Here is a 13,318-nt window from a genome sequence, read left to right as displayed (position 1 = left end):
TTATTCGTTTACCAGCGAGCGTATCTTAGTTGTAATAATATCTATCGCAACAATGTTTTCGCCGCCTTCCGGAATGATGATATCACTGAAGCGCTTTGTCGGCTCGATAAACTGCAGGTGCATCGGGCGCACGACTGATAAGTACTGTTCAATGACTGATTCCATTGAACGGCCGCGTTCTTTAATATCCCTGCTCAGACGGCGCAGAATCCGTATATCGGAATCCGTATCGACATACAGCTTAACATCCATCAGGTTGCGCAGTTCTTCATTTTCAAGAGCAAATATTCCCTCGATAATGATAACTTCTTTCGGCTCCACTCTGATTGTTTCGCTGCTTCTCGTATGATTTGCATAATCGTAAGTTGGAATATCAATCGTTTCACGGTTCATCAGCTGCTGAATATGTTCAATCAGCAGATCATTATCGAACGCGAATGGATGATCATAATTTGTTTCAAGACGTTCCTCGAAAGTTTTATGACTCTGGTCTTTATAGTAATAGTCCTGTTCGATTAATACAATGCTGTGACCTTCAAGTGATTCCATAATTTTTCTGGTTACTGAAGTTTTACCTGAACCGGAACCTCCGGCGATACCGATAATTGTCGGTTTATCCATTCTGTTACACACCCTTAGTAAATTACGAGCAGGCCGTCACCGACATTTAAAAATGACGTCGTGTACTCGCTGTCTTTCATTGACTGATTAAACGCTCTGACTTTGTCGCGCAGTTTGCGTTTATTTTTATTCTCAACATTATCGTCCGCAATCAGGCCGCGGACAAATATATTGTCGACGATGATTAATGCACCGTCAGCTAAATATTCTTTATATTTATCAAAGAATAACTGATTGTTTCCTTTGGATGCATCGATAAACAGAAAATCGAATTCAGCATCTCCGAGTTCTGCTTCCTTAGCGTCTGCAAGAATTGCTTTAATATTACCGCTGTATGCACTCTCGCCGATATTCCGGCGGGCAATTTCATGACTTGTCTCATCTTTTTCGATTGTCGTCACATGAACACCTTCAGCTGCACTTGCAAAATGCAGTGCACTGTAGCCGATTGCCGTACCGATTTCCAGAATATTTTTGGCACCTTTAATTGCGATGTACTGTTTGACAACGTTCAGTGCATCGCTGTCTATTATCGGCACGCGGTTTTCAACTGCGTACCGGTGAATAGCAGGGAACAATTCTTCATTCGTATTCAGATCTTTAACATAATTTATAAGTTCCATCTAATCACCATATACAAAAAATACAACTGATAACATAAGTTATCAGTTGTTAGTCCATTACAAAAGATAGTACCATATTCAGCGCTTTTTGAAAAGAGCTCTTTTACTGGTTATCTATATATTTTTCTCTGTTTACGAGGTGCTCATCGTATGTTTCCGCGAAGTGGTTATTCCCTTCACTGTCAGCCAGGAAGTAGAAATAATCCGTGTTCGACGGGTTCAATGTGCTCTGCAGTGATTCCTGACCCGGTGCAGCAATTGGACCCGGTGTCAGCCCTGTATTTAAATAAGTGTTATAGGGATCTTCGACTTCAAGGTCTTCGTACAGCACAACTTCCTGATGCTCGCCGAGAGCATAAAGCACAGTCGGGTCAGTCTGCAGCGGCATTGCCGGATTGACTGACATACGGTTCAGGAACACGCTCGCAATTCGCGAACGGTCAGCAAGCGATGTCGCCTCTTCTTCAATCAGCGAAGAGAATGTCAGGAACTCATGGAAAGTCAGCTCCATCGGTTCGCCCTCATACGTAATCGTATACTCAGGTACGGACGTATAGAGGCTGTAACTGTTCTGCTGTGTTGCCGTCAGCATATTTCTGACCAGCTGTTTTAAGTCGGGCTGTTCTGTCGTAATATCATATGTTGCAGGATATAAGTATCCTTCAAGAGGATATTTAATATCTTCAGCAAGTATTTCATCAGTCAGCATCTCAGGATATTCGGCAATCAGCTCTTTAATGAATGCTTCGTCTTCCATCAATGCCATGAAATCATCTGCCGATACCGGTAAATTACTTTCCAGCTGTCCGGCAATTTCCTTAATTGTGTATCCTTCCGGAATTGTGACACGGTGCAGCACTTCCTGATAAACCGTACCGGATTCAAGCGTTCTGGCAATCTGCTCGAAGTCCATCGCCGGCGACATCTGATATGTCCCCGCCTGGTAGCTTGAAATACTGTTTAAGCGTAAATATAGTTCAAACATCGTACCATTTTTAACGATGCCCTGTTCTTCGAGAATATCACCGATATCTCCGGCAGAATATCCCTGGTCGATTGTGAGTTCAACTGTTTCAGTTGAATCCTCATCTACCGGCTGCAATCCGCCGCGTATGTATAAAAAGGCAGATATAATCCCAATTACAATTACGATCAGCAGCGCAAGCACGATGAACAGAGTCAGGTACGATGATACATTTTTCGAAAATTTTACATCATCGTATTTACTCATATTTCTCTCCTGTCTGAAAAAACAGCTTCCAATAAATTATATTGGAAGCTTGAATAATTTTACTCGTCGTAGTCGTCCATTTGTGTGTTAACAACTTCTTCAATCATGTCCCACTCGTCGTCAGTTTCAACCGGCAGGAACTTACCGCCGTCTCCGTCTTCATCCGGCACGTTAATCATCGGAATCAGCTCTATGTCTTCCTCTTCATCGCTGAAATTACCTTCTTCAGCAAGGATTACATAGTTTTTATCAAAATCCGGGTGGTAAAATTCTAACATTTTACGGTAAAGTACTTCGGAACCGTCCTCATCATAAAGTGTGAGAAGTTCTTCTTCTTTGTTGAACTCAGTGTTTTCTCCGCTCATAATTATGCTCCTTTGTTGGGGTTATCCAAATAGCCCTGTAATATAAATACTGCTGCCATCTTATCGATAACCGCTTTTCTTTTCTTGCGTGATAAGTCCGCTTCAAGAAGGGATCTTTCAGCTGCTACAGTACTCAGCCGCTCGTCCCACAGAGTAATTTTAACATCTGTGAGTTCAAGCGCAAGTAATTTGGCAAAATGCTGTGATCTTTCCCCGCTTTCGCCGATAGTGTTGTTCATGTTTTTAGGCAGTCCGACAACGATTGTATCCACTTCGTGTGTCTTTGCAAGTTCTGCCACCTGATCGATGCCGTAATCATCGGCATGCGTATTTACTTTAAGCGTTGTCAGTCCTTGAGCTGTCCATCCCAGTGCATCGCTTAATGCTACACCGATCGTTTTTGTGCCTACATCAAGCCCGAGAACTCTAACCATTTATCTCTTTGGAAACATAGTTTTTAACTAACACTTCCATAATTTCATCGCGTTCAACGTGGCGAATCTGGTTACGCGCTTCATTATGACGCGGAATATAGGCTGGATCTCCGCTTTGAAGGTAACCGACGATCTGATTAATAGGATTATAGCCGCGTTCTTCCAATGTGTTATAAACGTTAGTGAGCACCGCTTTGACGTTTTCTTCTTTACGTTCATCAACACTGAATTTCATTGTTTTATCGAACTGGTCCACAAATAGCACTCCTATTCTTTCTTCTTTATTTATTGGTAATTATATCATTTTACAAGTCCTAAAGAAAATCTTTAATATACTCGTCAACAAACTGTAATGATGCTGTTATACTTTCAACATTTGTACCGCCGCCCTGCGCCATGTCCGGCCGGCCGCCGCCTTTACCATCCACGATGTTTGCCATGCCTTTCATAATATCACCGGCACGCACTTTCGATGTTAATTCTTTCGGTACCGTGACTACGAGAGATACTTTGTCCCCTGTTACTGCAGCAAGTGCAACGACAGAATCCTGGTTCTGGGATTTAATTAAATCCATCTGAGCGCGGAGATCTTTCGCATCGTTTGCCTCAACTTCTTTTCTGATAACCCTTACGCCGTTTACTTCAACTGTTGCATCGCTTAAGTCATTCAGTTTCGACTGCTGCAATTCAGCTTTTAGTTTATCGTAAGCATCCTGAAGTTCTTTCTTCTCATCTAACAGCTGTGTAATTTTGTGCTCCACATTGCCCGGTTTCGATTTTACAGTGCCGGCAATGTTTTCAACTGTTGTTTCATACTCTTTGTACAGTTCAATCGCATATTTGCTCGTTACAGCTTCAATACGTCTGATACCTGCACCGATTCCGCTTTCTGAAACGATCTTGAACACACCGATATCTGCAGTGTTTCTCACATGAATACCGCCGCACAGTTCAACCGAGTACTGATCGATATCAACAACGCGTACGACATCACCGTACTTTTCACCGAACAGAGCCATTGCACCTTTAGCTTTCGCTTCAGCAATCGGCATTTCAGCAATCGCCACGTTTAAACCTGCGTAGATTTTTTCGTTGACGATATTCTCAATCTCAGTCAGCTGTTCTTTTGATAAAGACTCGAGATGTGAGAAGTCAAAGCGCAGACGTTCTGCCTGGACAAGTGAACCTGCCTGATTCGCATGTTCACCGACAACATCTTTTAATGCCTGATGCATCAGGTGAGTCGCTGTATGGTTCTTCATAACGAAGTTGCGTTTTTCCCTGTTTACTTCAAGACTATATGAAGCACCCGCAGTCAGCGTGCCTTCAACAACACGGATGACGTGAACATTCTGGCCGTTAGGCGCTTTATAAACGTAATCCACTTCCGCTTTTACGTGTTCATTTGAAATGATGCCTGTATCCGCAATCTGCCCCCCGCTCTCAGCGTAGAACGGCGTTTCTGCGAATATGACTTCAACCGGTTCCTCACCGCTGTATTCATTGACAACTTTGTCGTCCGACACGATATAAAGCAGTCTGCTTTCAGCTTTAGTGCTGTCGTATCCGGTAAAGACGCTCGCATCTGTAATGCTGTGGAACGTTTCCGACTGCACCTGCATTGAGTCCCCTGCTTTACGCGCCTGTCTTGCACGTTCTTTCTGTGCAGACATTTCTTCATTGAATGCCGCCTCATCGACTGTCAGTCCGTCAAGCGCCGCGTATTCCACTGTCAGTTCATACGGAAAACCGTACGTATCATACAGTTTAAACGCATCTGTTCCTGCAATTGTTTTATCGCCTTTCAGTGCACTGTCACGGAGGCCCTGGTAAATTTTAATACCGTCATCAAGCGTCGCAAGGAAACGTTCCTCTTCACCTTTAACTACATCTTTAATAAATGATGCTTTTTCTTTAACGTTCGGGTAGAATTCGCCCATTACATCGCCGACGACATCGACCAGGTTATACATAAATGCTTTGTCGATGTTCAGATCTTTACTGAATCTGACTGCACGGCGGATCAGTCTGCGGAGTACGTAGCCGCGTCCTTCGTTCGAAGGCAGTGCACCGTCTGCAATTGCAAATGTCACTGTTCTGATGTGGTCTGAAATTACTTTGAATGCAGTGTCCAGTTCAGCAGACTCACCGTATTTTTTGCCGCTGACTTTTTCCACTTCACCGATAATCGGTGTAAACAGATCTGTATCGAAGTTTGTTTTCGCATCCTGAATGACGCTGACAATACGTTCAAGCCCCATGCCTGTATCAATATTTTGTTTGGGAAGAGGCGTGTAGCTGCCGTCTTTATTATGGTTGAATTCACTGAATACGAGATTCCAGATTTCAAGGTAGCGTTCGTTTTCTCCTCCCGGATACATTTCTTCTTTCGGTGTGACTGTATCGTAGTCTTCGCCGCGGTCGTAGAAAATTTCACTGTTCGGTCCGCACGGGCCTTCACCGATATCCCAGAAATTCCCTTCGATACGGATGATGCGCGATTCATCAAGCCCGATGACTTCTTTCCAGATATTCAGTGCATCACTGTCTTCCGGGTGCACTGTAACATACAGCAGGTCCGGGTCAAAACCGATCCAGTCTTTATGTGTCAGAAATTCCCATGCACGGACGATTGATTCCTCCTTGAAGTAATCGCCGATCGAGAAGTTACCGAGCATTTCAAAGAACGTATGGTGGCGTGCAGTAAAACCGACGTTCTCAATATCGTTCGTCCGGATTGCTTTTTGCGCGTTAACGATACGCGGATTTTTCGGGACAACACGGCCGTCAAAATATTTTTTCAGTGTTGCAACACCCGAGTTGATCCAGAGCAGTGAGTCATCATCAATCGGTACGAGCGGTGCGCTCGGCTCAACCATGTGGTCATGTGCTTTAAAGTAATCTAAAAACATCTGGCGTACTTCATTGCCTGTTAAATTTTTCATAGTTATCACTCCTGTTAAATTATAAAATAAAACAAAAAAACCGCCCCTTAAAAAGGGACGGTTGTTACCGCGGTACCACCCAAATTATGACTGTGTCATCACTTTAGTATTTCTTAAACTGACCGAAAAACAGCACATATACGGGGTATCATTGTTTTCACCAGCCACAATGTCTCTAAAATTTTTACCGCATATTCAAAATTTCAGCTTTTATTAATTCCAATTATAATTTTTTAATCTGTTAGTGTCAAACAAATTCATAAGGCGTAACGCCCTCCATGCCGATCATCGGATCAACCGTCATACTTTCGACCATTTCCTCTGTTAAATAATCCGGCAGATCTTCCGGGTTCTTATCGTACACTTTGCAGTACTTTTTCAGAAACTCCTGCAGCATCGTATTTCTCGGAATGCCTTCACGTTTAATTCCCCCGTAAAATGCATTGGCATCCCCGCACAGAATAAGCGATTCTTTCGCCCGTGTAATTCCCGTATAAATAATATTTTTCATCAGCATATGATAATAGCTCGACACGATCGGCATAATCACTATCGGATACTCGCTCCCCTGGGCTTTATGAATACTCGTACAATAAGCATGTGACAGTTCGGTGAGGTCGCTCCGTTCATATGCAATTTTTGTATTGTCGTAATCGACAACAAGCGTGTCTTTTTCAACGTCGTCGGTGTCCTTAAAATAAATGCCGTCAATTATACCCGAGTCACCGTTAAAGATATTATCCTCAGTCCGGTTAATCAGCTGGATGACTTTGTCACCGGTACGGAAAATTTTATCGCCGAACTGAAGTTCTGTTTTATCTTCGGCATGTGGATTTAATATTTTCTGCAGCAGCTGGTTCAGTATGTTGATACCCGCCGGTCCTCTGTAGATTGGCGCCAGCACCTGGATATCACGCATATCGTAACCTTTGTCCACCGCTTTTGAAACGACTGTATCCACCACTTCCGCTATCTGATCCGTTCCGGCAGGTATAAACAGTCTGTCTTTAAACTTATCGCTTATATTCATCGGCACACCTTTGTCGATGTCATATGCGAGTTTAACAATCGATGAACCTTCACCCTGTCGGTACACCGTATCGAGAATTGTCGTCCTGATTGTGCCTGAGCCGATTAAATCTTTAAATACCGTTCCCGGACCGACTGACGGCAGCTGGGCACTGTCTCCTACGAAAACGAGTTTCGTATGGGGCATGACGTTTTGCATAAACTGATAAAAAAGCCACGTATCCACCATCGACATCTCATCGATGATAATCAGTTCCGCTTCGATTTCATTGTCGATAATATCGTCGACCGCAGTATCCTGCCCCCAGCCGATCAGCCGGTGTATCGTACTTGCTTCAATACCGGACGTATCCGCCATCCGTTTTGACGCCCTGCCGGTCGGTGCGACGAGTTTAATGGGATAATTTTTCGGTTTATATGAATCGTAGTCTTCGTACTCAAATATTTCCTGATACAAAGTAATGATGCCCTTAACGATGGTCGTTTTCCCTGTACCCGGCCCGCCGGTAATAATAGACACTTTTTCTGTCAGTGCATTTAGGATGGCGGCGCGCTGATTATCGTTGTAATCGATAGCCAGTGTATTTTCAATTCCGTTAATAACAGCTTTTGCATCATCGATATTAATTTCATCGTGATTATGCGCGAGCAGCTGACTGACTTTTTCCGATGCTTTATGTTCGGAATAATATATATTCGGCAGCGTCACCCGGTCATCGGTAATAATCAGCTTCTTATGCAGCGCGAGCTGTTCGACGGCAACCCGGACATCATCCGTCCGGAAATACATGCCCGATGTATTTAAACGTTCCAGCGTTTTTTCCGCCAGTTCATCGTGCAGAATATAGGTATGGCCGATACTTGTAATTTCATCATTCAGCGTAAACATCACCCCGGCAACAAGCCGCTCGGGGTCATCCGGTTCGATGCCTGCATTCAGCGCTATCTGATCCGCCTTTTTAAAGCCGATACCGAAAATATCACTGACGAGCTGATACGGATGATTCTGAAGAATGTTCAGCGTATCTCCTTTATATGTATCGATAATTTTAGACCGCTTTGACGGCTCGATATTCAGTTTAATCATCAGCAGATATGCCTCGTCCGCAACATTTGAGCTGCGGACGGTTTCCATAATCTGCAGTTTTTTTGCCTTTGTCAGACCTCTGACTTCATTCAGTGCATTGTCATCTTTCGCGATTTTACTGAGCGCATCAAGACCCAGTGCATCGACTATCTTTTCTGCCGACTTTGTTCCGATGCCGGGGAATTTATCGCTTGAGAAATACTGTACGAGTCCGTGGCTCGTATTCGGAATTTCCTTTTTAAATTCCGACGCGCTGAACTGCTCACCAAAACGGGCATGCTGAGTTACTTTACCGGTAAATCTATAGCTTTCAGTTTCCTGAATATCGTGGAAATGACCTGTCACAATCGCATCTTCTTTAAACCGGGTATTTGTTTTAGACACATTTACACGCAGCACATGAAACCGTGTATCTTCACTCATGAAGATAACACGGTCCACGTCCCCCACAATATAAAGTTCATCATAAATTGATGTCTGTGCATCCTGTGTCATATTGATCTACCCCAGCTCTTCAAATTTTTTCAATGCATGCTGCGCCAGATGATGATCGGGCTGAATTTCCGCTGCACGTTTAAAATGTTTACGTGCGGTTTCAACGTCTTCGTCTTTCATATATGTTGCAAGGCCGAGATTATACTCTGCATCTGCGTGACTGGTTTTTTCCGTTACGGATTTAAGCAGCTTTTGTGCCGGCTCATACTGTTCCAGCTGACACAGTGTCAGGCCGTACTCAAAACTAATGTCCGTATCGTTTTCGTTTTTACTGTGCGCGGTATTAAAAAACGGTATGCTCATCGCAAGATCGCCTGTATTTACATATGAACGTGCAATCATAAAGTTCAAATCGCTGTCTTCGAAATGTTTATCGTAAACATTTAAATACAATGTCAGCGCTTCTTTATAGCGTTCAGCGTTAAAGTACAGATTTGCAAGTGTATACCCCGCGCTGAAACTGTCGGGTTTCAGTACAAGAGCCTGCTGCAGGAACCGTTCCGCTTCTTCAAGTTTGCCGATACTGCTCAGAACGATTGCACCGTTAATATAGTGCGTTTCATCCTTCGGGTTGTCGTCAATCGTTTTAAAAATCAGTTCCAGTGCTTTTTCGTGTTCTCCGGATTCGATATGCTTCTGATACTCAAACATTATGCCAGGTACTCCAGTTCTTTACCGTTCCGGAATACTTTATCGATTGTGGCACCGCCGATTACCGTGTTACCGTCATATAAAACAACAGCCTGTCCCGGCGTTACCGCGCTTGCGCTTTCATATGATACTTCGATTTGATCTTCACCGAGCACTTTTACTGATACCGGTACATCTTTTTGGCGGTATCTGAATTTGGCAGTACATTCGAATGACTCTGCAACAGGATTGATAAAATTCACTTCGCTCGCTGTCAGGCTTGTCGAAATCAGCGCTTCGCTGCTGTCACCCTGAACAACGTACAGCTCATTTGTTTCCAGGTTTTTACCTGCCACGAAGTACGGACCGCCGTCTCCGCCGATACCGAGACCCTGGCGCTGGCCGATCGTGTAGTACATCAGACCGTCGTGTTTACCTTTGTCCTCACCGGTTTCCATATTAATCATACGCCCCGGATTTGCAGGCAGATAATTGCCGAGGAACTCTTTAAAGTCTCTTTCCCCGATAAAACAAATACCTGTTGAATCTTTTTTATCTTTTGTTGCAAGATCGTATTTGTGTGCCAGTTCGCGTACTTCCGGCTTCTCAAGGTGACCGAGCGGGAACAGTGTTCTTTTGAGCTGTTCCTGTGTCAGCTGATTCAGGAAGTAAGTCTGGTCTTTGTTGTTATCCACACCGCGGAGCATCTTCGCTCCGTCTTCGCCGTGAACGACACGCGCATAGTGGCCTGTTGCCACATAGTCTGCACCGAGTTTCATTGCGTGATCTAAAAATGCTTTAAACTTAATTTCTTTGTTACACATTACGTCAGGGTTCGGCGTACGTCCTTTTTTGTACTCATCGAGGAAATACTGGAATACACGGTCATGGTATTCTTTTTCAAAGTTTACAGAGTAATACGGAATACCGATTTCTTCTGCAACGAGTCTTACATCTTCGTAGTCATTCGTCGCTGTACATACTCCAAACTCATCTGTATCATCCCAGTTTTTCATAAAAATTCCGACGACGTTGTAACCTTCTTCGAGGAGCAGTTTTGCCGTTACCGAAGAATCGACGCCTCCGCTCATTCCAACAACAACAGTCGTGTCTTTATTAGTCATTAAAAATTCTTCCTTTCATTTCTTTAAAATTATATCGATTCGTGCGTATTTAAACCTGTATAAATAGTTTTCAGTTTTTCTGCGATAAACTTCATATCATCTTCTGTCAGTGCTTCACCGAAGCTGAAACGGATCGAACTGCGTGCGCGGTCTTCATCGTACATTGCTTTAATGACGTGTGACGGCTGTACAGTCCCTGCGTTGCATGCCGAGCCGCCCGATGCGTATATGCCTGCCATATCCATCGCTGTCAGGAGGTACTCCGACGTACTCCATGGAAAGTACACGTTAACGATATGATTCGTCTGCGTGTTTGTGCCGCCGTTCACTTCGAACGGCACACCTTCATTTTTAAGTGCTGTCAGCAGTGTATTTTTTAACGCTTTAAGCGTGTCAGCAGTTTCGGCTCTATTGTCATCCGCCTGTTCCACTGCTTTCATCATTGCGTGTGCGTACAGTGTATTCTCTGTCCCGGCACGGCGTTCCCGCTCCTGCGATCCGCCTGTAATCATTCTTTTCAGATGGGTATTGCGTTTGACATACAGTACACCGATGCCTTTTGGAGCATACAGTTTATGACCGCTCAGCGTGAGAAAATCACAGTTCAGCGCTTCGACATCAACCGGCAGCTGTTTAAATGCCTGTACCGCATCGATATGAAGAAGTGCACTGCTGTCTTTCATCACTTCCGCAATTTCAGACATCGGCTGAATAGTGCCTGTCTCGTTGTTAACCATAATAATCGACACGAGTTTTGTCTGTTCAGTCAATGCGTTTTTCAGCTCATCGATATTAATCTGTCCGTTTTTATCGACGTTCAGATATGTCACATTGCACGTATCTTCCAGTTCAGCGTATGTTTCCTTCACCGACGCATGTTCGACATTCGTCGTAATAATGTGAGGTGCATCGTAAAAAGCCGCGGCACTTTTAATAACCGTATTGTTCGCTTCTGTTGCACTGCCCGTGAACACAATTTCGTCCGGGTGTGCGTTCAGGCGTTTCGCAATCGTTTTGCGGGATGCTTCATAAAAAGCTTTCGCCTCTTTACCGACACGGTGAATGCTGGACGGATTGCCGAATTTACCCGCCGAATCCAGCATACTTTTTAAAATTTCTTCATCTATAGGAGTCGTGGCTGCATAATCCACATAAATTGACATGTTATCCCTACCCATCATCTACTTTTAATTCTTATAGATTTTACCACGTTCAGGCAGATTTTTATACTTTTCTGTTTGATTATAAGAGAATACTATATGACAGTTAATTTACATGGAGGTTTCAAGATGACTAAGAAATTAAATATATCGGTACTGAATCTGGTGCCAGTCCGTCAGGGTTCGGATGCAAAAGGCGCATTCGAAGACATGATAAAGCTCGCCAAACACGTGGACGGCTCAAGTTATCAGCGCTACTGGGTTTCCGAGCACCATAACATGGTGTCTGTGGCGTCGAGTGCGACGCGCCAGCTCATTCAGCATATACTGCACAACACCGAGCACCTGCGCGTCGGAAGCGGCGGTGTGATGCTGCCGAACCACTCGCCGTACATCGTCGCCGAAGAATTCGGGACACTCCATGCAATATTCGGCGACCGTCTGGATCTCGGACTCGGTCGTGCACCGGGAACGGATATGCTGACAGCAAATGCAATCCGCCGCAATAACCATGAAGGCGTATTTTCATTTAAAGATGAAATCGAAGAGCTGCAGCGATATTTATCAGATTCAGGTACTTCATTAATTGCGTATCCGGGTGCAGGCACTGAAATTCCGCTTTATGTACTCGGTTCATCAACCGACTCTGCACACATAGCAGCAAGTCTCGGCCTGCCGTATGCCTTTGCCGCTCACTTTGCACCGGCACAGATGAAAGATGCATTTGAAATTTATGAAGCAAACTTTAAACCCGGCAAACAACTGGCTGAGCCGTATAAGATGGTGTCGAACAATGCGATTTTGGCAAATACGCGAGCTGAAGCAGAATATTTGGCGACAACACATTACCAGACAATACTCGGATTGATCCGCAATAAGCGCGACCAGCTCCAGCCGCCGGTCGATTCAATGGACGGCATCTGGTCACCGCGGGAAGAAATGGCAATCAACAGCTCATTCCCGATACAGTTTTTCGGGACGAAAGACGATGCAGTTGAACAGCTGAAAGACTTCCAGAAAAAATTCGGAGTCGATGAAATCATTATGACCGCATATATATACGATATGGATCAGTTATTGAAGTCATATGACCTGTTTGAAGAAGCCGTGAAGGAATATAACGCGGAAATCGAATGATTTTTGTTATGCAGACAGCAGGACCGCCTTTTTTATGAGGCGGTCCTGCTGTTTTTTGGTGAGTTTGGGAGTGGGTTGAAGTTGGAGTTAGTAAGTTTGGGTGGATTGGGTGGATTGATTGACAACGGGCGTTCGCCGTTGTCAATCCAACACTCCTGGTTCACAACGGGGGATCACTGTTGTCATTCCAGCCCTCCCGGTTCACAACGGGGAATCACCGTTGTCATTCCAGCACTCTCGGTTCACAACGGGCAGTCGCCGTTGTCAATCCAGCACCCATAGTTCACAACGGGGAATCACCGTTGTCATTCCAGCACTCTCGGTTCACAACGGGCAGTCGCCGTTGTCAATCCAGCACCCATAGTTCACAACGGGGAATCACCGTTGTCATTCCAGCCCTCCCGGTTTACAACGGGCGTTCGCCGTTGTCATTCCAG

At 44.5% G+C, this 13,318-nt stretch carries 12 protein-coding genes; 1 reads left to right on the top strand and 11 read right to left on the bottom strand.

Annotated features, from left to right (window positions below):
• From udk to RZ44_RS03425, 11 genes are all read right to left on the bottom strand, one after another.
• Window positions 1-621 carry a uridine kinase gene (udk, locus tag RZ44_RS03475; protein WP_035808539.1) on the bottom strand — a complete coding sequence of 207 codons (621 nt, stop codon included), beginning with the start codon at window positions 619-621 and terminating at the stop codon, window positions 1-3.
• 14 nt (window positions 622-635) lie between these two features.
• Window positions 636-1,244, bottom strand: coding sequence for an O-methyltransferase (locus RZ44_RS03470; RefSeq protein WP_035808537.1), 609 nt, complete (start codon window positions 1,242-1,244; stop codon window positions 636-638).
• Window positions 1,245-1,347: 103 nt separating this feature from the next.
• Window positions 1,348-2,475 carry an endolytic transglycosylase MltG gene (gene mltG, locus RZ44_RS03465; protein ID WP_035808536.1) on the bottom strand — a complete coding sequence of 376 codons (1,128 nt, stop codon included), beginning with the start codon at window positions 2,473-2,475 and terminating at the stop codon, window positions 1,348-1,350.
• Window positions 2,476-2,534: 59 nt separating this feature from the next.
• A complete protein-coding gene (locus RZ44_RS03460) occupies window positions 2,535-2,840 on the bottom strand; it encodes a DUF1292 domain-containing protein (protein WP_035808534.1) in 306 nt (101 codons plus the stop codon).
• Window positions 2,841-2,842: 2 nt separating this feature from the next.
• On the bottom strand, window positions 2,843-3,274 hold the full coding sequence (gene ruvX / locus RZ44_RS03455) for a Holliday junction resolvase RuvX (RefSeq protein WP_035808529.1): 432 nt from the start codon (window positions 3,272-3,274) through the stop codon (window positions 2,843-2,845).
• Entirely contained in the window at window positions 3,267-3,530 is a 264-nt protein-coding gene (locus RZ44_RS03450; RefSeq protein WP_035808527.1) for an IreB family regulatory phosphoprotein, read from the bottom strand. The genes ruvX and RZ44_RS03450 overlap by 8 nt, the downstream gene beginning before the upstream one ends.
• Window positions 3,531-3,588: 58 nt before the next feature.
• The gene (gene alaS / locus RZ44_RS03445) at window positions 3,589-6,219 is read right to left on the bottom strand and encodes an alanine--tRNA ligase (RefSeq protein WP_035808526.1); all 2,631 of its coding nucleotides are present in this window, start codon (window positions 6,217-6,219) and stop codon (window positions 3,589-3,591) included.
• A 247-nt stretch (window positions 6,220-6,466) separates the two neighbouring features.
• Window positions 6,467-8,830 carry an SF1B family DNA helicase RecD2 gene (gene recD2 / locus RZ44_RS03440; RefSeq protein ID WP_035808523.1) on the bottom strand — a complete coding sequence of 788 codons (2,364 nt, stop codon included), beginning with the start codon at window positions 8,828-8,830 and terminating at the stop codon, window positions 6,467-6,469.
• Between the two features lie 6 nt (window positions 8,831-8,836).
• Complete coding sequence (locus RZ44_RS03435) at window positions 8,837-9,481, bottom strand: tetratricopeptide repeat protein (protein WP_035808520.1); 645 nt, start codon at window positions 9,479-9,481, stop codon at window positions 8,837-8,839.
• Window positions 9,481-10,584: a tRNA 2-thiouridine(34) synthase MnmA gene (gene mnmA / locus RZ44_RS03430; RefSeq protein WP_035808518.1), complete on the bottom strand. Its 1,104-nt coding sequence runs from the start codon at window positions 10,582-10,584 to the stop codon at window positions 9,481-9,483. The genes RZ44_RS03435 and mnmA overlap by 1 nt, the downstream gene beginning before the upstream one ends.
• Before the next feature lie 29 nt (window positions 10,585-10,613).
• A complete protein-coding gene (locus RZ44_RS03425; protein WP_035808517.1) occupies window positions 10,614-11,747 on the bottom strand; it encodes a cysteine desulfurase family protein in 1,134 nt (377 codons plus the stop codon).
• Window positions 11,748-11,873: 126 nt separating this feature from the next.
• On the opposite strand from RZ44_RS03425, the gene RZ44_RS03420 reads away from it, so the two are divergent.
• On the top strand, window positions 11,874-12,881 hold the full coding sequence (locus RZ44_RS03420) for an LLM class flavin-dependent oxidoreductase (RefSeq protein ID WP_035808515.1): 1,008 nt from the start codon (window positions 11,874-11,876) through the stop codon (window positions 12,879-12,881).
• The last annotated feature ends 437 nt before the right edge of the window (window positions 12,882-13,318 follow it).

Source organism: Jeotgalicoccus saudimassiliensis (genome assembly GCF_000756715.1).
GTDB lineage: Bacteria > Bacillota > Bacilli > Staphylococcales > Salinicoccaceae > Jeotgalicoccus > Jeotgalicoccus saudimassiliensis.
This window is presented reverse-complemented; position numbering and strand designations above follow the sequence as displayed.